Raw genomic sequence first — 25,503 nt, 5'->3', positions numbered from 1 at the left:
CATATTTTTATTGATCGAATTCTTTCCTTACACAGGTTTGGGAAGAGTTGTAAGTATCCCTGCAACATTATTTGTTAATGCCACTATTTTGTTAATTTCTCTGCTTATTACTCAAAAATTCAAATCAAGGGTATACAAAAGTTTGATATGGATAGCAGCCATACCAATAAGCGTATTAGTAGCGATTGCCTTGCATCCCCAAGAATACTTACCAAGCGTTGTAACGCAACTTCGAGAAATGATATTTACCCATACGACTGAATGAATAACTCCGAATTTTCATCATAGGAACCGATCATTGAGCTAACGGATAACAATAGCGCAACAAACCAGGGAGCAGACCGGCTACGGCAGCTGCTCCTTGGTTTATTGAAGTAACGGGCAGTAATGCGCAACGTATATTTCTAGACATCGATAAATTGAATAATTGTCTAACCATGGAATAGCGCAGGCCGAAGAGTTGGTAAGGAAATACCTTTCCCTACCGAATGAATTTTCTATGTGACATCACGGTGGCCGACATATTGATACGCCATTGTTTGTGTCGTAGCCTCACGAAACAAACAATGGCGTATCATCTCGGGAGAGAAGGGGGAGCCATGGGCTATTTATGGTTTCTTAAGTGCCGTTATCGCAACTTAGCTCAATGAATCACTGGTAAATTACCTGGGATAGACTCAACAAAAATTAACTCATAACCGATACATTAAAAGTGATAAATAAATTACATAATGAGGTATGCAAAAATGAAAAAAAGTTCTTTTTTCAGCTTCGCAGTTTCACTAATTATTGCTTCTTCTGCTTTGATCCCGAGCGCTAGCGTAGATGGCGGCAATTCTGAGAAGTTAAGAGACATCCAAGGTCACTGGGCTGAGGTTCAGATCAAAGCGGCGGTTACAGCCGGTTATGTGGACGGCTATCAAGATGGCACGTTCAAGCCCGATGCTGAGGTGACACGGGCCGAGTTTATGAAGCTCCTTGTGGGAGCGCTAAAACTGAAAACGACGGCAGCCATAGCCTCTTGGTATCAACCATATGTGGATGCCGCCAAGCAGGCTGGCATTTACGTTGAGGATTTTTCAACAGACAGCTGGAACAATGCGATCCCGCGCAAGGAAATGTCGCTCTTAGCGGTGCGAGCAGGCATTACCGGCTACAAGCAGGACTACGACATAAACCGCAACTTATATGAAGCAGCAAAAGCCGGCATCATCACTGGTACGGCTCCAGGCGAATTGTCTCCTGACGGCGTCACCACCCGTGCGCAAGCCATCGTCGTCATTGAAAGGGTGCTGGCAATTAAAGCCGGAAAAAACCATGATGAGGGCTATGCATGCACCGATCAGAATGACGATCATGGTGGCAAACATGGTGAAAATGCAAAAGATCGGAACGGAGATCCACCGAATGTCAAATACAGTATGTTTGATGATTTTAGTTACATGAGCTCTAATGACCCTAAAATCGCCTTGAACGATTGGGAAATAAGGTCCTCTTCTGGGGATCCCGGACCGGCAGGCGCGACCTGGTCAGCCAATAACATTTCTTTTGTAACCGATCCCACCAATGTGTGTAACAAATTCTTAAGACTGATATCAACTACAGATGGAACTGGTACCGGTACTAGCCAGGCAGAAATTTATTCTTCCAAAAAATTCAGAGAAGGTACTTACGCTGCAAGAATAAAATTTACGGATGCGCCAATATCCGGTAGCGACGGGGATGGAATCGTCGAGACCTTTTTCGCAATCTCGGATCTTCGGTATGATAATGATCCCCTTTACAGTGAATTGGATTATGAATACTTGGCCAACGGGGGATGGGGAGTTACGCAACCTGCGATGTGGAACACTTCGTGGTACACGTACAGCAACAATCCATTGAGCCAGGATAATGTTCATAATGCCCACCCCGGGATTTATAGAGGGTGGCATACTCTGGTTATGGCCATTTCAAGCGGTGAAATCAAGTATTATTTAGATGGAAAACTTATGTCAACACATGGAGGAAAGTATTATCCCAGAACCGATATGTCGATTAACTTCAATTTGTGGTTCATGCCGGAGGCGCTCATGGGGTCAAGCGACACCAGGACGTACCAAATGGACGTAGACTGGGTTTATCATGCAAAAACTACGGTACTTACTCCTGCTCAGGTTGACTCGATCGTCCAAAATTACCGTTCCAAATCGATTCGACAGGTTGATAATATTCGTTAGAGCCCGAAAAATAGGGAAATAAACTTAATCCTTCCTGCCGAGGCTGCAAGGATTAAGTTTATTTTTTGTTATTGAACTCCCATGAAAATTAAAAAGCTCGAAAACTAAAAAAAGAGCAGATTTAAGTAGACCCAGGAAAAACACTCTCTCTGATTGATTCTAATGGAGTTGGGTGGTAGTTTAACATCTTTCTTCGAAAAAAAAGGTAAGGCTGGCAACCAGTCAAAAAGGATTAATCTCCCATAAGTGCTACCCGTATTGGGTGAGACAGTCTGTGATGCACCGTGATGGTTGGAGTCAGACTAACGGATGGGCTCTAATGGCACCATAGTTCAAAGACCTTCTTCTCCCAGCCTTAGTAGAAGTATTGACAGATCTAACCATTTTCATCCTCTGTGGTGCAGCGCTGATCTTGCACTGCATGTACGGCTAACGGGCAGTATAACGGAATAATTATCCTATCAATTCATGGTATAATTTACTAAATGAAACCGACGCTATACACCTTTTTAGAATGGATTGATTTTGATGAAGAAAAAGTTAGTATTTATTGGACTTATTTTGTCAAGTGTAGCTGCTAAAGCATTACGTCCATTATTTGACGGTCTCCACTGTCCGGCTTCTGCCGACAATCTTGTCCAAGCGAGGTACGATGAAAGGAAAGTCCCAAATTGGAACTTTCCCATTTCCTTAGACGAACTGAATTTGGTAGGTTTCATTCTTTCTCAGATTAAAAGCTGCTTCCCGCATAACCACATACCAGTCCCGGTCTAACTCTAGTCTGCAAGCAATGCCACGATCACCGATGCGCAGCTCCATGCATTCCCCGCAGTGAAGTCCATATTTCTTTCCGTCAATGTGAACGACCCAACCGTCATATTCCGAATCGTAGGTCACCTTGTGCCACTTCGGTTTACTCATGACAGTTCACCTTGGATGACGAGTTTAACCATATGATCGTCAATTAGATTTTTCCTGCTCTGTGCGCCATAAAGCAAGCTATGTGCTTTTTGGGGTCAAATCATGCTATTTTAAAAAAAATGTTGAAATGTAAGCGCTTATAATGTATGATCTATTTAAATCATACATGATTACATCGAATCATGTGATTGTTGTTAATTTTGGTTGCATATTATTTACGCGATAGTGACATTATTAAGGGGGTTATGTGTAAGAATAATGAAAAAAGATTGATAAATTTCAGCCTTATCAGTGTTACTAAAAAATTATAGTTGGGGATGATAAAATATGGCTCTTTCTAAAAAAGAGATGAGACAAGTTGCTATGGCCAGTTTAATCGGATCAGCAATTGAATGGTACGATTGGTTCCTTTACGGAACAGCGGCCGCTTTGGTGTTCAATTCTTTATTTTTCCCTAAATTTGATCCGCTGATAGGTACATTGTTAGCGTTTGCAACATTTGGGGCCGGATTTTTGGCTAGACCATTGGGTGGAATAATTTTCGGGTATTTTGGGGATAAATTGGGTCGAAAAAAGACTTTAATCATCTGCTTAGCATTGATGGGGATAGGTACTTTCGCAATTGGACTTTTGCCTTCCTATAATCAAATTGGTATATGGGCTCCAATATTACTGGTATCCCTGAGGGTAATACAAGGAATAGCAGTAGGTGGAGAATGGGGTGGAGCTGTCCTGTTGGCTATTGAGCATTCTCCGGAGGGAAAACGTGGATTCTACGGTAGTTGGCCGCAAATGGGTGTTCCTGTGGGACTTCTGCTTTCAACGTTAGTCTTCTCGGCATTTTCATCGCTTCCGCAAGATCAATTTATGTCTTGGGGATGGAGAATTCCTTTCTTGCTAAGCATACTATTGATCACTACGGGATTATTTATCCGTTTGAAAGTTATGGAAACGCCTGCATTCATTCAGGCTAAAGAAGCAGGTAATCATACTAAGAATCCGTTAAAAGAAGTATTGCGGACATCAAAGAAAGATATACTGATAGCTTTGTGTTCCCGCTTTGCTAACGATGCTAGCTACTACATCTCAAACGTATTTGTTCTCTTGTACGCAACTAAATATTTATCCTTGGATAAAACCATGTTTTTAACGGGTATTTCTGTGGGAGCTGTTGTTGAAATCTTCACGATTCCCTTGTTTGGTGCTTTATCGGATAAAATTGGTCGCAGACCCGTGTTTATGGCCGGATCGTTATTTTTTGTACTATTTGCATTTCCCTTTTTCTGGCTCGTTGAAACGCAAAATACTGTGTTGATATGGCTTGCACTCATTTTATGGATTGCAGTAGGTCACGGCGCAACATTTGCACCAATGTCATCCTTTATTGCTGAACGTTTTGATACGAATACCCGATATACCGGGGCATCAATTAGTTATCAACTTTCGGGTATTTTAATTGGAGGACCTGCACCGTTTCTTGCTACCGCATTACTGACTTGGGCAGGACATTATTGGCCGATTGCAGTGTATGTCGTTATTTTAGGAATCATCAGTTCTGTAGCTGTATATGTAGCTACTGAAACTTATCGCAAAGACATTACCAAATATTCCCAATCAAGCCCTGCACCTGATTCAAAATCGTTCAAAGCTTAAATGATATCTAAATAAAGGATGGATGGTAAAAATGAACATGAATCCAAGCTTTGCAATAAACTCTAGTCTTCATGAAATTCCAGTAGAAGAATACATGGACCGCGTACGTAGAACTCAGGAAGAAATGCGTAAAGAAGGTTATGATCTGATTATTGCTTGGTCCGACAGCTATCGGATGAGCAACGTACGTTGGTTATCCAACTATCGAGCTTTTGACGGAATATTTCCTTATCCGGCTATAGTTATAGTACCGGTAAAGGGAGATCCGATTCTTTTTGTTGAAAGTAGCTTAACTTCCATCGGTGCAGCCTCAGTGGTTAAAGACGTACGAGGAATCAGACAAGATCTCGGTCCCGTGCTTGAAGAGTATGCGGCATCGGGCAATGTGAAAAAAGTTGGTATTGCCGGTTACAAATATTTAGCTTTGGAGTTCTGGAGTGTCATTAAAAAGTCTTTACCGGATATCCAAATTGAACCTACAATCATTATTGACTTTCTGAAGTCAATTAAAAGCGAAAATGAAATTCGAAATATGAAGGTTGCCGGTTATTTAGCGGATTTAGGTATTGAAGCAATCAAAGAAGCAGCCCGGGAAGGGGCAACCGAAAAAGAGCTTACAAAGCAAGCATACCTTGCCATGTTCGCCAATGGTTCAGATACTGTAGCATTCGATATTATGGTACAAACCGGAGAAAACTCATCCGATTTTTATCTAGCCAGACCGACAGACCGGAAGCTTAAGGACGGAGATACTCTATTAATTGACATGGGATGCAGATATAACGGTTATGCCTCTGACATGGCACGCGGCGCCACTTTCGGAAGCGTTTCTAAAGAAGTTGAAGCTATGTTCGATGCAGCTCTTGAAGCGTATGAAACTGGATTTAAATACTTACGTCCAGGTTTAACTGGGGAAGAAGCAAGCTATCCAGCTAACGAAGTCTTGGCTAAATATGGTTATATTCACTCGCCTGGCGAAGGAAGAGGAGTCGGACATGGATTAGGTATGGATCCGGAAGAAGAATTGCCTATTCTGGCTCCTGGAATGAAATCGGTGCTGCAGGAAAATCAGACACTCGCTTACGTCATTACATTGCTAATTCCTGGAGTCGGTGGATTGAGAATTGAAGATAGTGTTGTTATCCGTAAGGACGGCGCAGAATCAATGACAAACTTTAGTTATCACAACAACTGGTAAGAGTGCTTAAGCTAAAAGTAAGCGGTCATGATTTTTGACCGCTTTTATTCATAAATAAAAGTAATATTAGGATCCCTTCCGATATGGAAAGCAAAGGAGTGGTAAAGTTGTCTCATCTATTCAAAGAAAATGTTGTTAAAGGGTATCAAGATATTATCCAAGAACATCAAGATTTAAAATATCTTGCGTTCGGAAAAATTTCTTTAAATGAAGGTGAAGAATTTACTAGAATAACCGGTGATTTTGAAACTACTTTGGTAATTTTATCAGGTAAAGCGAGTATTTCGTGCGAAAATGAGAAATGGAGTCATCTAGGAGAAAGAAATAATGTGTTTGAGGGGAAAGCTACCGCTGTTTATATGCCTTGCCAATCAGAGTATCAAGTAATTGCACAAACGAATAATGTACAAATTGCTGTTTGTAAAGTAAAAGCAGAAAACAAGTTTAGGCCTTTTGTCGTTAGACCAAATGATATTATTGTGAATCAGAGGGGAAAAGACACCTGGCAGCGAGAAGTACATGATATTATTGCAGACAATGGAAACAATAGGGTGCAACGAATTATATTAGGTGAGACCTTTAATGATGTTGGGCATTGGTCTAGTTATCCGCCACATAAGCATGATGGGGAATTCTATCCGGAGGAACCTAACCTTGAGGAGGTGTATCATTATCAAATAGACCCTGATCAAGGATTTGGTGTTCAACTGTATTACACTAAGGATCAAAGTATCGATCAAGCCTATATCGTAAAAAATGGAGACAGTTTCGCAATTGAAAAGGGATATCATCCTGTCAGTGCAGCCGGTGGATACCGTTTATACTATTTATGGTTTATGGCAGGAGAAACAGATAGAAATTTAAAACCGTTCGATGACCCGGATCATAAATGGCTTAAGTAACAAAAAGCAAGCAAGATAAGTCATAGCTTTTGACATTTTTGGTGTTTTAACTTGCTGTTATCTAAATTAATCATTTATAATCATAATAAATAATGTATCTAAGGTGGGCAATATTGAAAAAGAATGAATCTTCCAATAAACGAAAATTAGTCACTGAGGACATATATAGTTTCATTAAAGAAAAAATTTTTTCTTACAGCCTCACACCTGGAGAGAAAGTAAACATTGATCAAATGGCCCGTGAGTTGAATGTTAGCAACATCCCTATTCGTGAAGCGTTATCCCGATTGGCTTCCGAAGGATTGGTGCAAATTATCCCTTATAAAGGGGTTACCGTTGCAGAAATGAGTTTGAAGGATCTTGATGAATTATACGAGATTCGTATCGAGTTGGAAGGTTATGCGGCCCGCAAGGCGACGCAACTCATTCCAGAGGCTGAAATAAATTGGTTAGATGAAGAGATGAAGCGATGCTTCCTTTCAATTGAAACTTGTAAAGGAAATCTGGAAACCGTAATGAAAATGAATGAACAGCTTCATGGAACGATTCTAAAGTATGCACACAATGAAAACTTAAGCAACCTGATTAAACAATCCTTGCAAAGAATAGAAAGATACTTAATTTATGCTCGTCGAGATTTAGATATTGAAACGGTTAAGAGGGAATGGCATGAGCATCAAGCAATTTTAAGTTTTCTTAAAGAGCGTAATAACCAAATGGCAGAGAAGGCCATGCGAAATCATATAAGTAATTCTCATCAAAGAACTAGAAAATTTTTCCTGTAAATGTAAAATGGCCTTTGCATTAAATAGCCTCTCGGCATTAAGTGGGGGTGAATACAAGGAAACTGGAAAAATGGGTCAAAGCTGAGCTGGGAAAAATGGAAAGTGAAAACCATTTTCAAAAATAGGCAGACGGAACCAATTTACGAGAGCTCCATTTTTTAAGCAGCGATGAACGCTTCCATCTCGAAGCGCACACCTTTGAGTTCTTGTTCTTGGTGGACATACCAGGCGTCCTTGTGTTGGCAAATCATCGTTGCATAGATTCGGATGTACCACGTCATGGTGGAGCGATGCCGACCTGACTCTAGTTTGTAATCCACTTTCTCTCGTTTGTTGGAGCGCTCTATGGAAGTTCGACGTTTGTAAACGAGTTTCCATGTCTCAGAGTCACGAGACGTTCTAGGAAACAGGCGCGGATCATCTGTTGTCTTGGTGTAAAAGGTTCGACCGTATTTGGCGGTAGAACAACCACAAGCAGGTGTGCATCTCCATTTGCGTCGATGTAGCTTTTTATCAAAACCATTAGGTTTCATCTTATTCCCATTGGGACAAATCGGAATGCCTGTTGGCGAAATTTGAATGTCACTTTCGCCTTTGCCGGGTGTGTTTTTCTTGGAACGAACGTTTAAATCAATGAAGGGTTCCATACCTTGATGCTCCAGAAGCAAGTAAATGGGCTCCGCATCATGTGCGGCATCGAGAATCATTTTGTCAGCCCTGCCCAAGGTGAAACGTTACTTGAATTCTACTGAGCTTATGACCAAACTCAAAGCGTCGTGCCGGGAAGCAGGCTGGAGCCTTGGATAAAGCGGTAAATCATGTTTACTGTCAGCAGCAGAAATCATATAAAGATGGTAACCGTTAAAATATTTCTCGCGTGAGCTATCCCACCCGATGTTGCAATCGGGCTGAGAGTAGATGCGGGGATGGTTACACTCGGCAAGGTCTTGGGCACGGCAATCACAAGTCGATTTACTGCGTGAGTAAGCAGCGGTTACGAGGGGCGTTCCATCGCCGGTGGCAGAAAGTGCAGAACAATCACCAATTAATCCAAAGCGAGCGGAAACGTTCACGATGTTCTCTTGGAAGAAATGAAATAACCTGTCGGCAGGCAAGTCGGTTGTCTTGGCAGCATGTCGCATCCCGCCCGCCAGACGTGAGATCCGTCCAGGCGCCCCTATAGGTGCTTTCTCACCCTTCTTACCTTTCTTGGGTTTAGACTTACGTCGATTGCGTTTTTGAGCACGAATATGTTTATCACCCGAAGCCCAGAGCCGTTTGAAGAAATCGTAAAAGGTACCGACACCGGGAACGTCACCCACTTCAAACCCGCTGAGGATGGCGTAAAGAGGAGTTCGCTTCATTTCATTAATCCACTCTGTAATCCCCATCGTGGGATTGGTCATGAAGAACAAGAGCAAAGAGCGGAACATAGAGGTAGGGTCACGAGGCTCAGGGCCGCGATTGCTGTAAAGGTGATGAAGTAACCTTGTTAGAGTTGAGAGGTCGGTCATCCAGAACTTCGTAACAAGTGGCCAGTCTTTGTTAATGATGACGAAGGTAGGTCCGTAATAGCGTTTGAAATTGATCTAGTAGAAACTGTTGGTATCGAAGATGAGGAATGCAAATAGGCTTCAAAACAAACACCTCTTAGGCGGTTAGTAAGGAAATAAATCCTTCCGTCGCAATTATTGAGGTGATTCCAGAAAGTCAAGTGTTTTCGACAAATGGCAGGCCATTTTTCAAATAAAATTACCAATGTAAGAAGTAGGAGCAACAAAAAATCCTCCCGCAAATTTGGGAGGATTGGAACTTCGGTGAGATGAGGGAACCCTTGTCACACCTGCCTCGGCGAATGCCGAGAGACTATTTAATATAGTAGGAGGAACGCATAGTGAATACTCATGCGGACATAAAAAGCTTAAGGGATCAGGTGGATGAAATTAATTTCAAAATACTTGAGCTTCTCAACCGCAGAGCGGAAATTGTGCTGCAAATCGGTGAGAATAAGCGACATATTGGACGATCCCATGCATTCGATGCTAAGAGGGAAGAAGAGATTTTTGAATATCTAAGTAAAAATAATATGGGACCATTTGACAATAAAATGATAGAAAATATATTTAGACAAATTTTAGATGAATCAACTAAATTACAAGAATTGATTATAAAATTGGAATATTAATTGAAAGTGATTTTTATGTCCTCAAGTTCATGTGATTTTGATAACAACATGAACTTGAGGACATTTCCGTTTTATGATAAGAGCATATGAGAGCTTTAAAAATAATGTCAATAATAAGATAAAAAGTATAAAAAGTAAAAAGAAAAAATTACTTATTTACTCAACTTTCTCACCCTGAAATACCTAATAAACCCTTATAAAACTTGGGCAAACTGGCTGTAAACTTATCAAAAATCTCCTGGAATTGTTCTTCAGTGAGCAAAAGAACTTCTTGAATAGCGTGTTTTAATAGATCAACTAAGAGCATTAAAGCTGTGGCTAACTTGATATTGTAGCTGCTAAAGCATTACGTCCATTATTTGACGGTCTCCACTGTCCGGCTTCTGCCGACAATCTTGTCCAAGCGAGGTACGATGAAAGGAAAGTCCCAAATTGGAACTTTCCCATTTCCTTACACGAACTGAATTTGGTAGGTTTCTTTCTTTCTCAGATTAAAAGCTGCTTCCCGCATAACCACATACCAGTCTCGGTCTAACTCCAGTCTGCAAGGAATGCCACGATCACCGATGCGCAGTTCCATGCATTCCCCGCAGTAAAGTCCATATTTCTTTCCGTCAATGTGAACGACCCACCCGTCATATTCCGAATCGTAGGTCACCTTGTGCCACGTTGCTTTACTCATGACAATTCACCTTGGATGACGAGTTTAACCATATGATCGTCAATTAGGTTTTTCCTGCTCTGTGCGCCATAAAGCAAGCTATGTGTGCAAATTTTATTCAGCATACGCGCTGAGCCACCTGAGAAACGGTACATTTCCTCGATGGCTCCGTCAGTAAAAATGTCGCTTGTCGCCCCAGCATAGGTCAGATGCCGTTTGATGTAAGCAATGGTCTCCGCGTGCTCATAATGCGGAAGCTTGCATTGCAAATCAATACGCTGCCGAATAGCCGTATACGACTGTAGCCGAAGCTTATCCCAAAGCTCGCTTTGACCGACTAAAATGAGCGCCATGGGACTCTGGGCATCCATCTTGAAGTTGAGAAGGAAGCGGACCTCCTCCAGCATCTCTCGATCCAGCAAATGCGCTTCGTCCACCACGACAATGGGCTGCAAACGGTGCATGCCACGCATCATTTCAATCTGATGATGCAGTTGACGCTTGGCATCGCCTCTGTAAAACTTCGACTCGCATCCCAATTGCTCTAGGATCCCCTTGTAGAAATTTCGCGGTGTCAGTTTGGAATCCGACAGGTACAACAGTTTGAATTTCGAGGCATCCAGTTCGGCCGCAAAACGGCGAAGTGCCGTTGTTTTCCCTGTCCCGCAATCGCCCGTGATGACAGCAAATAACTGTCTTTCGGCTGCATAAACAAGCCTTCCTAAGAGTTCGTCTAACAGGGTAGGCATGTACAGTTCGTCCGTCGGAATGTCGCGTACAAATGGCGTACGGCTTAAGCCGTAGAAGGATTCATACATGGCTCTGCCCCTCCTTCTGCACGCTTCGGTAAGATACAGCAGGTGCTTGATGTGCTTTGCGTTCCTGCTGTTTTTGTTTAGCTCCACGAAGGAGTCGTGATTGATCCGACTTCTCTGGCTGCATGGATTCAGGGAGAGGTGGACGTGTACCGGCACGTGGCCCGATGACAAGCTCATAGGCTTTCCATGGACTATGACCTTCGTATTCAATGGTTAGCTCTGTGATGTCGGCTGGATCATAGATGACTAGCACTTTACGGCCGATAAACAGAATGCCGACTTCGTATTTTTTGCCCATAAAGCTAATGCAGCCTGCCTTGTCCACTTTACGCTCGTCCGCATGAAGGAAGGCATCGGCAAGCAAGGGGGAGTCCACGTACCGAAGGGCCTGTGGATCTGAACGATACGCTACCTCTGGACTTGCATGATCTTTCAATGCTGAGTGCGGCTTAGCTTGGTAACACTCGCTTAGCCACGCCTGAAACCAAGTATTTAACTGGTCTAGCGTCATCGGCTTCTCCAGCCCTAGTTCATCCAGAAAGTGATCGACGTAGCGATTGATCCTCTCCGTCTTGCCCTTACTTTCTGGCGAATATGGCTTGGTAAAGAGAAGACGAATACCAAGCTTGGCGCAGGCTCGACTCATCCACTTCGTGCGGTATTGTTTGCCATTGTCGAAGTAAACAGCGCCAGGCACACCATATTTCAGAATCGCTTGGCGAAAGGCGTCTTGGACAATGAATTGTTCCATATTGTCGTACCACTGACCATGGACGATAAAACGGGTTGCGTCATCCACAAACAGCACAAGGTAAGCTTGCTTACGCGTTCCATCCGATGCGCTAATGATGTGCGAGCCGAACTTAATGTCGCTCTGCCAAAGCGCATTGCGAGAGCGTTGCTGAAAGCGGCGGGCAGCAACCCCTTTGCTCGTATACATACGAAGCTGTCTGGCCCCGTATCCACGTTCTAGCAGATGATCCTGCAACGTGCTACGCTTTAAGGTACCGGGAGAAACCTTATTCTCCCACTCCAATAGCTCAATGATTTGACGAATACTCCTGCCCGGTACTTCACGACGAAGCAGAATGGCTTCTTCAAGCACCTCCGTGGAAACCGTGCTGGTTTGAGGGCTTTTCCCACGCGGCTTCGGCTTTAATCCACCAAAACCATGCTGCTGATACTCCTTGAGATAACGCCTAAGCGTACGTTCGGAAAGACCCGTTTCTCTGCAGATTTGGGCTTTGATTTGACTGCTTTTAGCCTGATCGAGCCCTTCAGAGAGAAGTGGCGAAAGCAATTGAAACCGCTGGGCAGCAAGCTCCTCCGCTTGAATGTTATGTTTCATACTCATACCTCCATCTATTGGATGATACGAGTGTAACCTGACTGTTAGCGGACAAAAAGGCAAACTGGGTCTGTGATCCAAGCATGGGAATTGGCGATAGGTCGGACAGCTCTGGCTAGCAAACAGGATGCCATACCTACAAAACGTCCTAGGATTTGGAGTACGGACTGTGATGACGTGGACGATGGAACCACAGGTAGGTTAAAACGAAGAGAAAGTGAAGTAAGAACGCCGCTTGCATACACGGACCAGGCCGTAAACCAGGATAGCCAGCGAAGAATGGTTGATTCATCTGCAGCCACATCGGTATATGTAGGCTCCGCAAGAGCACCTTCAATGCTCTGCGCATCGTAATGCTTGTAAGGAACAAGCAGATCCGGAAGTTCATGATGAATCTTATGGCACTTTGTACAGCGCATACGACGAATGATAAGGCGCCTGCGCTCCCCCGAGTTCAGTACCCATAACCGAGGTCTACTTCCCATGACGTATAGTTCTCCTGCACAACAAGGGCAAGGGATGATCGCCGTACTCCTAACGAAAAACACCCGTTCCCGGCTCCTTTTCAACAAGCGAAAAATCTGCTACAATGATCACAACTTTGATTTATTGAGGATGTCTCTTGTGAGCTGCTGGACACAGTTCACGTAAAGGAGGCATCCTTTTCCTTTTCTGAGATATGGACATTATATTCGTCAATTCTCGGACTGGCAAGACCGTCAGGTTTCGGACGTTTCGGCGTAGCGAAAACAGTCAAGCTTTATTATCATTTTGCATTTGTGGAACTCATACAAACCAGGATTTGTTTACGAAAATGGAACGTGGAACTATGTTTCCTATGATACAGGCGTTGGTAGAAGAGTTACACCGATAAGTGTAAGAAATAATGAATTCAAAATTTTAAAGTACCATGATTTTGCAAGAGATAACACAAGTGTGTATTTCAAAAGCAATAAAGTAGAAGGGTCTGATCCGAATACATTCCAAATCATTAGCGGCAAAGGGAGATATCGTTATGCAAAAGATAAGAATAATGTATATATTTACGTGAGAAAGGACTGGTCAATATTTAAAATAATAAATGCAGACCCTAATAGTTTTGAAACATTAGAATTTCCATATTCAAAAGATAAAGACGACGCCTATTGCGGGAACTTACCACTTTATGTAGATGATGTTTCAAAATTTGAGTCATCGAGAGTACGGGTTTTACAATAACATCTTCTGTTAATAGCTTTTTGGGTACTGTATCTGATTCGATAGATAAATCTTCAGAATACGAACGTAATAAGCACGAGTATAATCGTAAAAAGTATGGTTTCATTACTGCTTCGGTTTTTTATTCCGAAAATGGAAAAGCAATAACTGATAAACTTACTTATGAAGGATATAGATTAGTTGAAGATAATAGATAAAGTGATCAATTTTTAAAATTTAAACTAATTCCATTATTCAACTCCCTCAGTACAATGCAGTTTTCTCACGAATGCTCGCTTATTCGCAGGATCTCTCCAATGGATAAATCGCTATCCGGATAGAAGAGGCTATGTACCGTCAAATTTGGCAACCGAAGCGCATGCGGGAACAGAAGGGGCGAGTTTTCGCTCCTTTTTTTACTGCTCTGTTGCACGCTGCTCCACGTACCTCCGGAGGCTCTCACTCCCATTTCTCGACGGGTCAATGCCCTTTCATTCCTTCGTTACGCCTATCCGGTCGGTGGAGGCCGGTCTTCCTAACGGTACGGGTCTGTGCCCTTTTGTTGAATGCAATCCGGTACTCCGTGCAATTCTTGAGATCCTGCGAATAAGCCATTTTTCGTGCTAATTGAGAAGCGATTAAGCAACTTGTTTCATAGGAAGAGCTCGATCCGGTTCGTAAGCTTCGCCGCTCTGTGCCATGGCAACCAGGAGGCGAGCCAGCTTACCGCAAAGCTTCATAACAGAGCGCATCGGCTTCATGCTTTTCGTCTTAACATTCACTTCGTGCTGTCGTTTAAACGATACATCGTTCATGATGAGGGCCATGGTTGCCATGAACAGGGCATGCCGAAGCCTCGGTCGGCCACGTTTGCTGATGGACATCTGGCCCTTCCATTTGCCTGAGCTCGCTTCAGCTAGGTTGAGGCCGGCATGCCGTAGCAATGCATTGCCATGTGCATAGCCGCTGAGGTCGCCAGTTTCACCCAGAATGCCGGCGACAGACAGGATACTCATGCCCTTAATTGCCAGCAGCGGCTCGGCTAGCGGGATCCGGACCAGTGCAGCTGCGACTTCATTCTCGATTACCTGCAGCTGCTCCATAGCCAGATCATATTCGGCCAGCAACTGTTGCAGATGAAGATTGTAGGCTTTCTCGGCATGCTTGGCGCCGACCGAGCGGGCTGCCAGAGCCAGCAGCTCTTCGTTCACCACTGTGCCGCTTCATGACCGTTTTCCAGCCGTCGACTACTTGGCGAACGGTGAGTTTTTGAAGATCGGCAGGCGTAGGAAAGAGACGCAGTGTAGCAAGCGATCCGGAGCCAATGAGGTGCTTGTATACCTGCCGCAGCTCTGGGAACACAATGTCGACCCATCGGTGGATCTGGTTCTTGACGCTGACGAGACGATGGACGATTGTCTCCCGGTTCGCCATGAGAACGCGCAGTTCCATGAACACTTCACTGGTTTCTTTGATGAAGGTGTAGTAGCCGTTTTTCACCATGTCGGCGATAACCAAAGCATCTTTGATGTCGCTTTTTGATGGTGTATTGTCGCGGTTTTCCTTGTTCTTTTTGACGAGATGAGGATTCACCAACACGACCTCGAGGCTGCGATCTTTGAGCCAGGCAGCGAGGCTGAGCCAGTAGTGGCCGGTTGGTTCCATGCCGATGATGGTGTCGTGTAGTTGGTGCGTTTCCTGCAAATCTTTCATCCACTGCAGCAGTAGGCTGAAACCGGCGTCGTCGTTGGAGAAGTGGAGCGGAGTACCGAGCAGGATCCCACGGAAGTTGACGGCGCGAGCAACGTGGGACTGCTGGGCGATGTCAATGCCGACGACAAGGTGCTGGGTTGAAATGCGTTCGAGCAGTTGATTTTGTTTGGCTTGAGCTTTAAACTTCAAGATAGAGCGACCTCCTTAAGATGGCTAAAGGGCAATGACCCGTGACTAACCCATCGTACCGGAGTCGCTCGTTTTTGTGCAAAGCGCAAAATTAACACTCTACAGGAATCCTAACGGAGAACAATAGCTCATTAACTATCGGGGGAGGACAAAAATGTCCTCCCCTTATTTGGATTAAAAAGGTATCATTAAACTAAAGGGCAGGTTAATTATATGTTGTTTGATAATAAAGTTGTTTAAAACAGCTGCACAAAACGCAGAAAACCCGGCCTTAGTTGTTGGCCGGGTCAGAAATAAAGTTGTTTAAAAATCCGAATATTTCGTTGGCTAATTTATTTTTAGAACTTGATTTTATCCAGTTCATAAATCAATCCGGATGCGATAATACTTCCGGTAAGACCTTCCAACACATTCCGAATAGTGGAGAAAGATTCTTGGAGAATGTTTTTTTTCGGTCCTGCTTTCAATTGTGTATTAATCGCCATGATTTCACTATCCAGCTTCTGTCTCTTATCCCCATCCAGCTTAAGTTGACCCAAATGCTCGGTTAAACTCGCAACGAATTCACGGACAGCATCCATATTCATTTCTGAGCTCATCATAGATTGTTGGGAATGAACCGTGTCTTGCTGGATCTGATTGTGATTGCCATGGATATTATAAATGGTATAATTTTGCTTTTGTGCTTCTTCTTTCTCATGCATTGAAAAACTCACTCCTTCCCCTAAAATGCCATCTTCCTCAAGCTTTAAAGACCATTCGAGAATAATATTTCGTACATAATGGACAATCTGTTCAGCTTGGGATTTTCCAAAATGTAGAGCGAATTTAGTATCAAATTGTGTTAATTCTGAAAGCTGTTCCTGAATGGAATGTGGCAGCGGCATCATTAACGTGCTTCCAGAGGTTGTTTTAAGTAATTGTTCAATCTCCGGTATAGATTGAGATATTTTGTTTTGACTGATGATGTCCAATATGTCTGCATTAATAATCACTGGAATCCAACCATTGTAAGGGTTCCACGCTTTTACTTCCCCACGTATGATCCGGTATTCAGGAAGTTGGTTATAAGGAACGTTGTAACTGTTCAGTTCATCATGTATCCACGTCTCAAGTTCACCAACTTTAAGCTTTTTCGCTACTACATAAGCCTTTCTAAGAAGCGCTGATACACCCGTTTTTTCGTCATATGCTTCTCTCTGTAATTCAAGAACTAGTGAATCCATATGATCCTCCAATATATAGCATTTACATTATATTACATCATTTATCAATTATAGTATACGTGCGATTGTTACTGTATCCCATTGGAGCATTACTGCCGTTAGCGTAACGATAATGGCCACATTTTAAACAACTTTATTAATTAATTCAAGCAAAAGACATTGAGTATGTTAGACCTAATAAAGGAACTTGGAATACATATGCTTATGTAAAAAACCATGACGAACTGGATGCTTTATATCTTGAACTTAAAACAAATGGTGCAATTATTGTCTCCGAACCAAAGATAACCGAACACGACTGGGGGTCTTGGAAGGACTTCTCTGTCCGAGACTTGGATGGATACGCAATAGGTTTCGGTTCGGGAAATAAAAATTGCTGAAGAGAACATATAACAGGCTGCCGAAAACGGCAGCCTGTGTTCAACTAACGGAAACGTTTGTTCAATAAGAAACCAGAAGGAGGCTGCCGGCATGAATGAATCGGCAGCCTCGTTGAAGTAACGGGAGTTTAATTAAAAAAAAGGAATATGAAATTTATAGGAGAATTGGTATTACTATCGCAATTAGTTCGAGGTCAAGAGGGAGACAAGTAGATATGATTAAGGCTATAATATTTGATTTTGATGGTCTTATTTTTGATACAGAAACACCTGAGTTTAGAGCATTTCAAGAAATATACGAGGAGCATGGGTTAGAATTAAAAATTGAGATGTGGGGGCAATGGGTAGGAACAGACAGCAGTAATTTTAATCCTTATGATTATCTTGATGAATGTGTTGGCAAACCATTGAACCGAGAGGAAATTCGTACTTTAAGAAGAATGAAGTATGGGAATTTAATTGTTAAAGAAAAAATAAGACCTGGGGTAGAAGAATATTTGAAAGTTGCTAAGGATTTAGGATTAAAAATAGGGCTAGCTTCAAGCTCCACCAAGGATTGGGTAAACGAACATTTAAAGAGTTTAAATGTAGTTGAATACTTTGATTGTATTCGTGCTCGTGATGACGTTAAAAAGGTAAAACCTGATCCAGAACTTTACCTTCAGGTTTTAAATTACTTTGGTATCGAGCCTAACGAGGCAATTGCTTTCGAGGATTCCCCAAACGGTGCTCGAGCTGCAAAGCAAGCTGGGATGTACTGTATTGTAATTCCCAACGAAATTACAAAAGAATTAAAATTCGATGATGTAGACATAGATCTAAAATTGATATCAATGGAACAAATGAGTTTAAAGGCACTAATTGAACATTTCAACTAACGGCGAACTATAGCTCAATAGACATCAAGAGAAGGCTGCCGACAGCATAGAACGGCAGCCTTCTCAGCTATCGAGCAGAATTCTTTAGCAAATACCAACAAGAATATGGTAAAATATGTATTTAGGGAGGGGGTTACATGGTTAATTTAACTGGTCTTGTTGGATTTGTCAGCCCATTCTATACAAATAAGGACATTATGCACGATTTGAGCCATATCGAAAGGATAATCAATTCCACAAATAAACTGTTAAAATACTACCCAGAGATTACGGACTCAGATTTGATTTATTATGGATGTTATTTTCATGGTTTTATTTATTTGCGGGAAGATTTAATAAGAGATTATTTAGAGAAGCAAGGGTTAGGCGAGGATAGAATCGAAAAAATCGTCAAAACCTCTTGGGAATCTCAGAAGGATGAGATTCCAGAAACGCTAGAAGGAAAGCTCCTACATGATGCTCACATGATTGAGGGAGGAAAGACGTATCTAATCGTAAAATCATTATGTACAGGTACTGCAAGGGGGCAAAGCTTGGAACAGATACTTGATTACTCGAGAATTATGTACTTGGGCAAGGTGAGTGTTACTTGCCAGAAGCCCAGGCGATATACTTGGAGATGCAAGAATTTGCAGGTGCTTTTATAAGAGATTTAAGGAAAGAATTACAAATAATTTAATTACGCAAACGGATACTATAGCTCAATAAACATCAGGAGAAGGCTGCCGACATCAATGGAACGGCAGCCTTCTCAGCTAACTGGCAGAAGAGTTTAAAATATAAATAAACCCGCTCAGTCGAAATAGACCGTGCGGGCTTAGTTTATATAACGAATTTTTGGAGACCATTCACAAGATACGTTTCATGATTGATTTTGATATAAAACCATCCATTCCAACTGATAGCTCATGTGTTAAGATCAACAAGCGTGTCTTTTTAGATATGCTAACTTTTCTTCTAGGGCATCAGAATTAGTTTTAGCTGATATGGAAGCTTTACAATAACCAACGTTCATTACCTTGTCTTCCATTGTAGTGAATCCACTTGAGAAGATAGTGCCCGTTTCAGAATGTTTCTCGTGCGTTTTGTTACAATTAAGACAATAATACATATGATTTCCTCCCTATTACAATAGCTTCCTACTTGATCATAGATCATGTGGAATAATATAGATACAGAATTTTCTGATAATTATTAAATTAATAATTAAGAGATAACCAACCGATTTAGGCGAGGGTAAAATGGGAGATCGCGATATTGATCGGGGCATCATGAAGGCTTACGGAAATAAGGGGGGAATTTCTATCTCTTATCATTCCATATACCTTTTTTAAGCTCCTCAATAGCTTATTACCAAGAAGGCTGCCGCGACGCAGCCTTTGTTACGCTCTAACGGGAGACGATAGTTCAATCACAACACAACGGCAGTCGGTACACAATCGGCTGCCGTTATTCGTTGAAGTAACGGGCAGCATAATTCATTTTTGGATGGGGGGATGTGCGTCCGTTGAATTGATCTGCCGCCGACATTGAATTGGCGCATCGCACATCTCCGCGTCTATAAGGACGGTAAAATCGAGATTATCTAGTGAGTGCAACACGGCATGGATAAAGTGTTTGAAAAAAGAGAGTACTCTCGTTATAATAAGCGAGAGTACTCTCTTTTTTTACATAATACGCAAGGAGCGTTATTTCACGATGCCGAAAATTTCTGAACAACAAAAGGAAGCCGTACGGGTCGAAATCTTAAATGCCGCCAGGGAGGTATTTATAGAAAAAGGGTTTGAAGCCGCCTCCATGAAAGAGATCGTCGGGAGATCGGGAAAAAGTTTCGGTGGAGTGTACATGTACTACTCCAACAAAGAAGGAGTCTTTCTTGATTTGCTGCGAAGACAGTATGTGGGCATGTCGCAGGATGTCGCGCTCCCGAATCCGAAGAGCGGTTGGGATACGTTTCGTTTGTTCCTTCAGGATCAAGAGCGGCGTGTCAAGGAGGCAGGAAACGGACTTTCGCCTAGCATGTACGAATATTTTATCGTCGGCCGCAGGGATTCGATTCGCCGTAAGTGGAACGAGGAACGGCGGCAGGCGGTGTTCTACAGTATCCTCGGCTTAATTCACGATGGAGTGAAGAAGGGAGAATTCAACCCGTCTATTCCGGTAGATACTATCATTCATTTCCTTATTTCGTTCCTCGAGGGTATTTTTCTGGAAAGCATCATCACAGGCCCAGAAGGAATTGGGATCGGAAACCAGTTTGTATTGCTTGAAGACATGAGCCGGTCGATTTTAATGCCGCTAAATAAGGAGGAATCAAAATGACAAGTATGAATGATGCAGCCACTTATTTACCTGTCTTCAAGTCGAGTGCGGGACATGCGGAATTTCTGAATGCGTATGACCGATTAATGAAGTTTTGGCCTACCGACCACGAGACGATGGAGGTCGAAACCGAATTCGGTTCTTGCCATGTGATCGTGAGCGGTCCCAAGGAAGGAAAACCTGTCTTCATGTTTCATGGCATGACAGGTAACTCCGCTATGTGGTACCCGACGATCGAAGCATTGTCAGGTTTTCGGACATATTGCATCGATGCGCCAGGGGATTTCGGCAAAAGTAAAGCCAGAAAACGGATACGAACTTCGCATGACGCCGTGTTGTGGATGGACCAGATTTTCGATTCCCTTGGCTATGAGAAGGCTGCTTTCATCGGGCATTCCATGGGAGGATGGTTCTGTTCGAACTATGCGTTGGCACGTCCCGAACGAATTGAACGGCTGACGCTTTTGGCTCCGGTGGCCACCTTTTTGCCGATTCCGTTGCTTAAGCTATTAAGATACATCTATCCTGCGATGCTGATACCAAACAGACATCGCATTGAGCGCGCATGGAATTGGTTTTGCTCTAAAGGGTACACCCTTCCTCCGCATGTGATGGACGTCGTAGTCGCCGCCTATTCGCACGGTCGCTCGCAGCTTCCCGTGATCCCGAGGGTCATAGAGCCGAGCGCATGGAAGAAGTTGTCGGCACCCGTCTTATTTCTCGTTGGGGAAGAGGAGAAGATCTACGATGCCGGTGAAGTGATGAAAGTGGTGGTGGGAACCCTGCCTAGCTCAACAGTTGGCCTGATCCAAGGGGCAGGTCACTGTCTTATTCTGGAGAAAAAGGGGGCTGTGAACAAGGCGATTCATGATTTTATGGTTTCTTGAGTTACAAGGCTGCCGCGTGTCGGCAGCCTTGTAATCGTTAGGTCGACCTTTTCAGCACATAAATTCCCCCGACAATAATTAAAAGCCCATTCATTAGAGTAAGGGTAAATGGTTCATGGAGTTAAACCAACGTAAGAATACCTGCTGAACTAACGGAAACGATAGCTCAATAAACATTGGAGAAGGCTGCTGACAGCAATGGATCGGCAGCCTTCTCCGCTAAACGGGCAGTGTTCTTAAATAAGATTCTAGGGTGGTGTGGAAGTGAATTTCGTTATTATCATGTTTTCTTTATTGGTTTCTACGATTTTATCTGTTCTGATATTAAGAAATAGAAACAACAAATGGTTAGGTATGTTATCGGCTTTTTTTATAAATACACTAATTTTAGTAATAGCAACGTGGGTTTTGCACAGTTTAGACGATGAAGCAAGGCTGTTCGGATTTGGTCATTCTGGTCGTTATGTGTTGGTAATTTCTATCCCAATAATAACCTGGATTAACTTTTTAATTCTCTCATTTGTAAGAAATAGGGAAGTTAGGACAAAAAATTAAGTTGCTTTCCAATTCAACTACCGGGAAACGATAGCTCAATAAACATGAAGAAACGGCAACCTGCATATGAACCGCATTTACTCCTCCTGCTTCCCCAATTAGGAAACAACTATGCCTATTGGACGCCCTATAAAGATAAAAACCGCCTCAAGGCGGTGAAGAGTACTTACATCAGTTCGCTCGACGATGGTTGTGTTTAGCTTTAATGATGCGGTAACAGAGTTTGATAGAATTCGGCACGGAAAATACTTTTTCTAAAAGATATGAGAACGCTGAACGGTTTCCTCGTTTCGTGTTGCATTCAATGCAAGAAGCGAGTAAGTTTTGGGGAAGATCTGAGCCTCCTTTGCTTGAAGGGACAATATGATCTACAGTCGTTGCGGGACGTCCACACCACAAACAAGTGTAATGATCCCGTTTTAATGCAGCTTTTCGATAGTCTCGAAATAAAAATGGGTTGTAAAGTAATTGGATTGTCTGCTCGTCGATCCAGACTGCACGGGCTCGATTAACTTCCCTCCAAGCCCGGTGAAGTAAACATGGGGTTAGTTTTTGGCCATCCACATTGAGTACTCGTATCATAGTCAATCGCCTCCTAAGGCTAAAGTTAGTATAACCACAGACAATTTGTTTATTTGATACGTGGTTATGTCTGTTGGAGACGAGAAGAGTATCGGATATGTTAAATACCTTAGCAGCTCGATAACAAGAAGCTTCGCTGGGAAAGCTCCCGCGGGGCTTTTTTCGTTAGGCTCTGTTAAAACTCGATGTTGATTTTATCATTAAGCAAACGGGCAGGATAGTGCGTGAAGTTTCAGTTATAATAGCTGTTAATAAGAGTACCAAAGAGAACCTCGGAAACCTAATGTTTTTCCCTATACTGTTTACACTAAGCTTAAAGGTACGCGGCTAGCCCCATTTAAAAAACCTCTTATACATCACCATATTTCCTTGAAGGGGGACATCTGTTTTGGATGCGCAGTTTCTAGATTTATTGGCCCAGAAATATGATACGGAAGAAAAAGTTGTAACAGAAATCATCAACCTTGAAGCGATCTCCAATCTTCCCAAGGGAACTGAGCATTTTGTCAGTGATTTGCATGGGGAGTTCCAGGCTTTTCAGCATGTACTAAGAAACGGTTCGGGTACCGTAAAAGAGAAAATCAAAGCCTTGTTCCGTGAGGCTTGGACGGACCATGAAATCAATGATTTTACGGCGTTAGTTTATTATCCGGAAGAAAAAATACAGCTGGTTAAAGGGGACCTGTGCAATAAACAAGCCTTGAACCGATGGTACAGACAAACGATTGAACAAATGCTTAAGCTCATTTCTTACGCCTCTTCCAAATATACGCGCTCGAAATTGCGTAAAGCTCTGCCGGAGCAGTTTGTATATATTGTAGAAGAGCTTCTATACAAGACGGATTCGACCAACAATAAGGACCCTTATTATGAGGAAATATACAGGCAAATTATTTCCTTGGGCCAGGCGGACAAGCTCATTATCGGCCTTGCTTATACGACCCAGCGCCTGGTGGTTGACCATCTTCATGTGGTCGGAGATATCTATGACCGCGGGCCGGACCCCGATAAAATTATGGACACGCTGATTAACTACCATTCTGTAGATATTCAGTGGGGGAACCATGATGTCCTGTGGATAGGCGCCTATGCAGGTTCCCTGGTCTGCCTTGCGAATATTATCCGGATCTGTGCCAGATACGACAATCTGGACATCATCGAAGACGTATATGGAATCAATCTTCGCCCACTGCTGAACTTGGCGGAGAAATACTATGATGACAATCCGGCCTTTAGACCGAAGCTGCAGACCGACCATAACAGTTCGGAGCAGGAAATCCTGCAGATTACCAAAATTCATCAAGCCATTGCCATGATCCAGTTTAAGCTTGAAATCCCTATTATCAAGAGACGCCCATACTTTAATATGTCTGAAAGGCTCTTGCTTGAGCAAATCGATTACGACAAAACTGAAATCAAGATTGGCGGAAAAACTTACCCGCTGGAAAACACCTGTTTCGTAACCGTAATTCCGCAGCAGCCTGAAAAATTGCTGGAGGAAGAACAGCAGGTGATGGAAAAGCTGCTGTTCTCCGTTCAGCATTCCGAAAAGCTGGCCAGACATATGAATTTTTTTATGAAAAAGGGCAGCCTTTATCTAAAATACAACGGGAATTTGTTATTTCACGGCTGTATTCCTTTGGATGAAGAAGGAAACATGGAAGAAATGCAGATTGAAGACAAGACGTATTCGGGCCGTAAGCTGCTCGATGTTTTTGAATATTATTTACGTTACGCCTTTTCGCATCCGGAAGAGACGGATGATCTGGCTACGGATATGGTATGGTACATCTGGACAGGGGAATGTTCCTCGCTCTTTGGAAAGAGAGAAATGACCACCTTTGAACGGTACTTTATCCAAGATAAAGAAACCTATAAGGAGAGAAAGAACCCTTATTACCATTTGCGTGAAAATGAGGAGATCTGCCGGAAAATCCTTCTGGAGTTTGACATGAATCCTGATCATGGACATATAATTAACGGCCACACGCCAGTTAAAGAAATTCGTGGAGAGAACCCCGTTAAAGCAAACGGGAAAATGGTTGTTATTGACGGCGGTTTTTCCAAAGCCTATCAATCCACAACGGGGATCGCCGGATATACCTTGTTGTATAATTCCTTTGGCATGCAGCGCGTTGCCCATCAGAAATTTAATTCAAAAGAAGATGTGTTATGTAACGGAACGGACGTGTTGTCTGTAAAAAGGTTGGTGGACAAAGAACTGGAGCGGAAGCTGGTGAGGGAAACCAATGTCGGGGAGAAGCTGCTGCAGAAAATCTCAAATTTGAAGAATCTCCTGGAATATCGCTACATGAAATGAAACAACTGTTACAGCCGCGTTATGCTCCCTCGAAATGATTCAGTTTCCTCACTTAGACTCATGAATTCGCAGGATTTCATCCTGTAGATAGTATGAAGAAGTGGATGGAGGAGGAGCCGGTGAATTTGTTCCGATTGCCGATCGAGGCCAAGAATATGTACTGGTTACCGGTATCGGTTGAAAAGAACATTATCTCATTCACGAAGGATTGTAGGAAGTTGGAAGCCCATCGATTAAACAAACGGGCAGCATTCCTATTATGTAGAAATACGAGGTTTGAAAAATAAAAAGACTCCTTGGTATGATGTTTATGGATCCCAGTTGCTGGCCAGCGATAGATCCAAAAACTTAACCAAGGAGACTACACCATGCATTCTACTCAAAATGAACGAATTAATCAAATCACTTCTTCTACCTTAATTGTCGGAGTCGACATCGCAAAATTCAAACATGTGGCGAGGGCCCAAGACAACCGCGGAGTCGAGTTCGGAAAGTCCATTACGTTTGAAAACAATCGAGAGGGCTTTGAATTGTTTGTGAGCTGGTTCCAGAAGATTTCAACAG

22 protein-coding genes and 3 pseudogenes are annotated in these 25,503 nt (G+C 42.9%); 14 read left to right on the top strand and 11 right to left on the bottom strand.

The annotated features are described in order from the left end of the window. Both G519_RS51735 and G519_RS48090 read left to right on the top strand, forming a co-directional pair. Positions 1 to 265: pseudogene (locus tag G519_RS51735) on the top strand (hypothetical protein); the annotation flags it as partial. Positions 266 to 746: 481 nt separating this feature from the next. Beyond that, on the top strand, positions 747 to 2,219 hold the full coding sequence (locus tag G519_RS48090) for an S-layer homology domain-containing protein (protein ID WP_051253869.1): 1,473 nt from the start codon (positions 747 to 749) through the stop codon (positions 2,217 to 2,219). A 690-nt stretch (positions 2,220 to 2,909) separates the two neighbouring features. Here G519_RS48090 and G519_RS0132135 read toward each other — a convergent pair. Then, complete coding sequence (locus tag G519_RS0132135; RefSeq protein ID WP_029198140.1) at positions 2,910 to 3,140, bottom strand: DUF5348 domain-containing protein; 231 nt, start codon at positions 3,138 to 3,140, stop codon at positions 2,910 to 2,912. A 327-nt stretch (positions 3,141 to 3,467) separates the two neighbouring features. Here G519_RS0132135 and G519_RS0132130 point away from each other — a divergent pair, with 327 nt between their 5' ends. From G519_RS0132130 to G519_RS0132115, 4 genes are all read left to right on the top strand, one after another. Further along, on the top strand, positions 3,468 to 4,793 hold the full coding sequence (locus tag G519_RS0132130; RefSeq protein WP_029198139.1) for an MFS transporter: 1,326 nt from the start codon (positions 3,468 to 3,470) through the stop codon (positions 4,791 to 4,793). 31 nt (positions 4,794 to 4,824) lie between these two features. Then, the gene (locus G519_RS0132125; RefSeq protein WP_029198138.1) at positions 4,825 to 5,991 is read left to right on the top strand and encodes a M24 family metallopeptidase; all 1,167 of its coding nucleotides are present in this window, start codon (positions 4,825 to 4,827) and stop codon (positions 5,989 to 5,991) included. Between the two features lie 83 nt (positions 5,992 to 6,074). Next, positions 6,075 to 6,893 (top strand): 5-deoxy-glucuronate isomerase, encoded by an 819-nt coding sequence (gene iolB, locus G519_RS0132120; RefSeq protein WP_051253868.1) that lies wholly within the window; start codon positions 6,075 to 6,077, stop codon positions 6,891 to 6,893. A gap of 113 nt (positions 6,894 to 7,006) precedes the next feature. Beyond that, entirely contained in the window at positions 7,007 to 7,678 is a 672-nt protein-coding gene (locus tag G519_RS0132115; RefSeq protein WP_029198136.1) for a GntR family transcriptional regulator, read from the top strand. Positions 7,679 to 7,836: 158 nt separating this feature from the next. On the opposite strand, the gene G519_RS52585 is transcribed toward G519_RS0132115, so the two are convergent. Together G519_RS52585 and G519_RS52580 are read right to left on the bottom strand one after the other, a co-directional pair. Further along, complete coding sequence (locus tag G519_RS52585; RefSeq protein ID WP_051253867.1) at positions 7,837 to 8,385, bottom strand: hypothetical protein; 549 nt, start codon at positions 8,383 to 8,385, stop codon at positions 7,837 to 7,839. 27 nt (positions 8,386 to 8,412) lie between these two features. Then, positions 8,413 to 9,069, bottom strand: a complete 657-nt coding sequence (locus tag G519_RS52580) for a hypothetical protein (RefSeq protein WP_244280294.1) — start codon at positions 9,067 to 9,069, stop codon at positions 8,413 to 8,415. A gap of 503 nt (positions 9,070 to 9,572) precedes the next feature. Here G519_RS52580 and G519_RS0132105 point away from each other — a divergent pair. Continuing rightward, positions 9,573 to 9,863, top strand: a complete 291-nt coding sequence (locus G519_RS0132105) for a chorismate mutase (RefSeq protein WP_029198135.1) — start codon at positions 9,573 to 9,575, stop codon at positions 9,861 to 9,863. A gap of 451 nt (positions 9,864 to 10,314) precedes the next feature. On the opposite strand, the gene G519_RS0132100 is transcribed toward G519_RS0132105, so the two are convergent. From G519_RS0132100 to G519_RS45550, 4 genes are read right to left on the bottom strand one after another with little or no spacing between them, the layout of a single operon-like run. Further along, positions 10,315 to 10,545 carry a DUF5348 domain-containing protein gene (locus tag G519_RS0132100; protein WP_029198134.1) on the bottom strand — a complete coding sequence of 77 codons (231 nt, stop codon included), beginning with the start codon at positions 10,543 to 10,545 and terminating at the stop codon, positions 10,315 to 10,317. Next, entirely contained in the window at positions 10,542 to 11,342 is an 801-nt protein-coding gene (locus G519_RS0132095; protein WP_029198133.1) for an ExeA family protein, read from the bottom strand. Before G519_RS0132095 ends, G519_RS0132100 begins: the two co-directional genes overlap by 4 nt. Beyond that, a complete protein-coding gene (locus tag G519_RS0132090) occupies positions 11,335 to 12,690 on the bottom strand; it encodes a DDE-type integrase/transposase/recombinase (RefSeq protein WP_029198132.1) in 1,356 nt (451 codons plus the stop codon). The genes G519_RS0132095 and G519_RS0132090 overlap by 8 nt, the downstream gene beginning before the upstream one ends. Positions 12,691 to 12,734: 44 nt before the next feature. Continuing rightward, on the bottom strand, positions 12,735 to 13,175 hold the full coding sequence (locus G519_RS45550; RefSeq protein ID WP_244280293.1) for a DUF6431 domain-containing protein: 441 nt from the start codon (positions 13,173 to 13,175) through the stop codon (positions 12,735 to 12,737). 286 nt (positions 13,176 to 13,461) lie between these two features. Between G519_RS45550 and G519_RS53770 the strand changes: the two genes are divergently transcribed. Then, positions 13,462 to 13,908, top strand: a complete 447-nt coding sequence (locus tag G519_RS53770) for a DKNYY domain-containing protein (protein WP_161632970.1) — start codon at positions 13,462 to 13,464, stop codon at positions 13,906 to 13,908. Positions 13,909 to 14,525: 617 nt separating this feature from the next. On the opposite strand, the pseudogene G519_RS45540 reads toward G519_RS53770, so the two are convergent. Together G519_RS45540 and G519_RS0132070 are read right to left on the bottom strand one after the other, a co-directional pair. Then, positions 14,526 to 15,789 (bottom strand): annotated as a pseudogene (locus G519_RS45540) (IS110 family RNA-guided transposase). A 338-nt stretch (positions 15,790 to 16,127) separates the two neighbouring features. Beyond that, positions 16,128 to 17,015: an AbiTii domain-containing protein gene (locus G519_RS0132070; RefSeq protein WP_029198130.1), complete on the bottom strand. Its 888-nt coding sequence runs from the start codon at positions 17,013 to 17,015 to the stop codon at positions 16,128 to 16,130. A 595-nt stretch (positions 17,016 to 17,610) separates the two neighbouring features. Here G519_RS0132070 and G519_RS0132065 point away from each other — a divergent pair. Next, positions 17,611 to 18,273: an HAD family hydrolase gene (locus tag G519_RS0132065; RefSeq protein WP_029198129.1), complete on the top strand. Its 663-nt coding sequence runs from the start codon at positions 17,611 to 17,613 to the stop codon at positions 18,271 to 18,273. A 137-nt stretch (positions 18,274 to 18,410) separates the two neighbouring features. Beyond that, on the top strand, positions 18,411 to 18,920 hold the full coding sequence (locus G519_RS45535; RefSeq protein WP_051253866.1) for a hypothetical protein: 510 nt from the start codon (positions 18,411 to 18,413) through the stop codon (positions 18,918 to 18,920). 272 nt (positions 18,921 to 19,192) lie between these two features. Here the strand turns inward: G519_RS45535 and G519_RS53765 are convergent, their stop codons facing one another. Further along, positions 19,193 to 19,384, bottom strand: a complete 192-nt coding sequence (locus tag G519_RS53765; RefSeq protein WP_029198128.1) for a DUF3973 domain-containing protein — start codon at positions 19,382 to 19,384, stop codon at positions 19,193 to 19,195. A 587-nt stretch (positions 19,385 to 19,971) separates the two neighbouring features. Here G519_RS53765 and G519_RS0132050 point away from each other — a divergent pair. Together G519_RS0132050 and G519_RS48085 are read left to right on the top strand one after the other, a co-directional pair. Next, positions 19,972 to 20,595: a TetR family transcriptional regulator gene (locus G519_RS0132050; protein WP_029198127.1), complete on the top strand. Its 624-nt coding sequence runs from the start codon at positions 19,972 to 19,974 to the stop codon at positions 20,593 to 20,595. Next, positions 20,592 to 21,482, top strand: a complete 891-nt coding sequence (locus G519_RS48085; protein ID WP_051253865.1) for an alpha/beta fold hydrolase — start codon at positions 20,592 to 20,594, stop codon at positions 21,480 to 21,482. The genes G519_RS0132050 and G519_RS48085 overlap by 4 nt, the downstream gene beginning before the upstream one ends. A gap of 726 nt (positions 21,483 to 22,208) precedes the next feature. Here the strand turns inward: G519_RS48085 and G519_RS0132040 are convergent. After that, positions 22,209 to 22,619, bottom strand: coding sequence for an HNH endonuclease (locus G519_RS0132040; protein WP_036634585.1), 411 nt, complete (start codon positions 22,617 to 22,619; stop codon positions 22,209 to 22,211). Between the two features lie 388 nt (positions 22,620 to 23,007). On the opposite strand from G519_RS0132040, the gene G519_RS0132035 reads away from it, so the two are divergent. Then, positions 23,008 to 24,939, top strand: coding sequence for a fructose-bisphosphatase class III (locus G519_RS0132035; RefSeq protein ID WP_029198125.1), 1,932 nt, complete (start codon positions 23,008 to 23,010; stop codon positions 24,937 to 24,939). 368 nt (positions 24,940 to 25,307) lie between these two features. Next, positions 25,308 to 25,503 (top strand): annotated as a pseudogene (locus tag G519_RS0132025) (IS110 family transposase); the annotation flags it as partial.

Origin of the sequence: Paenibacillus alginolyticus DSM 5050 = NBRC 15375 (genome assembly GCF_000422905.1) — a bacterium.
Classification (GTDB): Bacteria; Bacillota; Bacilli; order Paenibacillales; family NBRC-103111; genus Paenibacillus_E; species Paenibacillus_E alginolyticus.
The sequence above is the reverse complement of the archived record's forward strand: the minus strand, read 5'-3'. Positions and strand labels throughout refer to the sequence as shown.